Origin of the sequence: Salinibacterium sp., assembly GCF_031364185.1 — a bacterium.
Taxonomy (GTDB): domain Bacteria; phylum Actinomycetota; class Actinomycetes; order Actinomycetales; family Microbacteriaceae; genus Rhodoglobus.
On sequence record NZ_JANLVV010000157.1, the window covers coordinates 1 to 3,335 of the forward strand.

Sequence of the window (3,335 nt, forward strand, 5' to 3'; positions counted from 1 at the left end):
CATCACCCTCCCAATGCCGGCATCAACCGCAGTAGCGCTCCTGCTGGTGCTGCCAGCCCTCGCCCGGTCAAGCCAGATCCCGTTCCAGGGCTGGCTGCCTGCGACACTGGCCGCCCCGACACCGGTCTCGGCGCTACTGCACGCTGGGGTCGTGAACGCCGGTGCGATCCTGGTGATCCGGTTCGCGGCGGTGCTCGGCGACCAGGCCATCCCGATGACCGTCATATTCCTGGCGGGCGCCGCAACGCTCGTCTACGCCTCCGTGATTCGGCTCGTCAAGCCCGACGTGAAAGGCCGACTCGTGTACTCGACCATGGCGCAAATGGGTTTCATGATGATGGCCTGCGGGCTGGGCGCCTTCACGGCCGCCGTGTTTCACCTCATCGCGCACTCCCTGTTCAAGTCGACGCTGTTTCTCGGTGCCGGAACGGCAGTGCGTCGCCACGCTGTGCAACGCGATTGGCCGACGCGCGAGGCGGTGCGACCGACGATGGTGGTGGCATCCATCATGCTCGCCATCATTGTGCCCGCCGGCGCCCTGACGCTGGCTCGACTAACCATCGCGCCGGATGTCTCGGCGGTGAGTCTCGCCCTGGTCGCTTTCGTCGCTCTCACCGGCGGTGTCACCCTCGGCGCCGCGCTGCTCGTGCGCTTTTCGCCTGGTACCGTCGCGATCGGGGTGACGTCCATCACTGCTCTCGCCTTCGGCTACACCGCCTTCCTGGCCGTGTTCGACTCACTGCTGACACCGACCGCACCCGGTATCGCGGCGTCTCCCTGGCTGCTTCTGCTCCCGGCGACCGCCCTCGTGGCGATGGAGCTGCTGGCTCGCCGCCGTGGCGCCCCGAGTGGCCTTGGCAGGGTGGTTTACGCACGCGCGCTGGCCAGCACCACGCTGACATCTGCCAGGACAAGACCGACCTTCGACACGAAAGAAGTGACATCATGACCCTTCTCCTGCGCGCGAAGGTTGCGCGAGCCGCCCACGACATCGTGCCGACCTGGCCCCTCGACTCCTTCATCGCGGTGAATCCCCTGGCCAACGGCGAAAGGCAGCCCTTTGATCACGCGCACCAGCACGGTGCCGCGACGACCCGGCCCCAGGGCGCCTACGTAGCCGACTTCCGATCCGGTCGAATCCTGTCAGCCGATCTGGTTGCCGCCGTCACCGAACGTATACCCGAATTGGCGGATGCCGACGAGGTCACACTCGCTGACCTGGGCATGACCGGCGCCGAACTTGTCGCCCTCGAACTCGAGCTTCACCAACCGGCACCATTGCATCGACCGCGGCTCGAACCGAAGCTGGATCGGGTCGACCAGATCACCGCCAAGTGGGTTGCCGCCTTCCTTGACCCTGAGCCGCTCTGGCCGATGCCAGGCCGTGCGGGAGGGCTCTACTCGGCCTGGCGCCAGATGGCGCGGCATGATCTCGACCTGCCACGACGCGCTCGGCGCGAACTGCGGTCGCTGGCCGAGCGCGCCGACGACGCTCTCGGCGACGCGATCGCGGGTCTCGGAATCAGCGACGACGACAGCGAACTCGTCATGCGCGCCGAACTCGCCCGGCTGCCTGGCTGGGTCTCCCACATCAAGTGGCGCTCGGAGCACCTGGGAGACATCGATCTCACCGCGTATCTCGCGCTCCGGCTGAGCCTGCGCCGTGCACTTCGCGACCCGATGGATCCCTCGGCTTCGGCGACCACGCCCGACATCGGCGCGCCCGAACCGCTGCGGTCCCGTGCCGAACGTCTGGTGCGACACGTGGTCGGCACGCGAATGCTGGGTCGCGAGGAGGTTGGTGCCGTGGCACGGATGCTCGCGCTGCATCCTGAGCGGGAGCATCCACTCACCTGGCAGCGGGCGTACGAGTTGCATTATCGTGACGAGTTGCTGTCGTCGATCGACGGCGCCGTCCAGCCCCGCGAGCGCGCCGCCGTGCAGCTGGTGATGTGCATCGACCCACGATCTGAGGGCATGCGCCGACAGCTAGAACGCTCTCCGTGGATTGAAACGGTGGGATTCGCGGGATTCTTCGGCGTACCGATCCGCTTCGTGAAGTACCGTGCGCGGGGCGCGGTGAACTCACTACCGGCGTTGCTCTCGCCGCGTCACACCGTCACCGAGTCCCCCAGCGAGCGCGCACCCGCCCAACGCCTCATCAGGGCCCTGAGAGTGCGGGATGCCGTCGCCTGTGGACTGCACGCCGGCGACAGGGTGACTGCGGCACCGTTCGCCCTCGCCGAGACCGCGGGCTGGTTTCTCGGAATCTGGGCCGCACTTCGCACGGTGGCCCCGGGACTGGCGGCACGCCTCGCCCTCCGCCTGGACGCGCTCACGGCTCAGCCGGTGAGCACTGAGGTCACCGTTGCCGACGCGTTCACCCTGGAGGAACGTGCCGGGATGGCCGAGACCGCGATGCGCATGATGGGTCTCACCCGGTGTGCGCCGCTGGTGGTGCTCGCCGGCCACGGCTCGACGACCACGAATAACCTGTACGAATCGTCGCTGGAGTGCGGTGCTTGCGGGGGCAACCCCGGTGCGCCCAACGCGAGAGCCGCGGCAGCCATCTTCAACGACCCGGACGTGCGCGAGGTGCTCGATCACCGAGGCATCGACATCCCCCACAGCACGTTCTTCGTGGCAGCCGAACACAACACCGTCTCGGACCTGGTTGCTGTACTCGACCCTCACCTCGTGCCGCAAACCCACCGTGCGGCGCTCGCAGACTTCGAGATTCTCCAGCTCGAGGCCGCCCGCCGACTCGTGCGGGAACGGGCCGCAGACCTGCCCGGGGCCTCGGCTCGCCGTGGGGCTGCGCCCGTGCGGCGTCGCGCCCACGACTGGGCGGAGGTCTACCCCGAGCTGGGGCTGGCCGGAAACGCCGCCATGATCATCGGTCCCAGGGAGCTCACCCGCGGGGTTGACCTGAAACGCCGAGTGTTCCTGCACTCGTATCGCACCGAATTCGACCCAGACGGCAGGGCGCTGGAAACCATCCTGACCGCGCCGGTCGTGGTAGCCCAGTGGATCAACCACCAGTACTACTTCTCGGCGCTGGGCCCCGACCAGTTAGGCGCGGGGACCAAGACCATACACAACGCCGTCGGCACGCTGGGGGTGCTGAGCGGGCAAGGGGGCGACCTGCGTCGCGGCCTTCCGTGGCAGTCGGTGGGGTTCGGGGCTGAGCTCTTCCACGAGCCGCTGCGGCTTGCCGTGCTCGTGCAGGCGCCACTGGATCGTGTCGGTGAGATCGTCTCGCGCAACCAGGTGCTGCGAGATCTGTTCGACAACGGATGGATCACCCTGACCGCCAGCCCCGAGCCGGGCACACC

Annotated in this window: 2 protein-coding genes; both read left to right on the top strand. The window is 67.9% G+C overall.

What is annotated here, in order from left to right:
* A partial coding sequence (locus RMN95_RS07205; RefSeq protein WP_309616258.1) for a proton-conducting transporter membrane subunit occupies positions 1 to 949 on the top strand: 949 nt, incomplete at its 5' end.
* Positions 946 to 3,335: DUF2309 domain-containing protein (locus tag RMN95_RS07210; RefSeq protein WP_309616259.1), on the top strand; the 2,390-nt coding region annotated here is incomplete at its 3' end. The genes RMN95_RS07205 and RMN95_RS07210, both read left to right, overlap by 4 nt.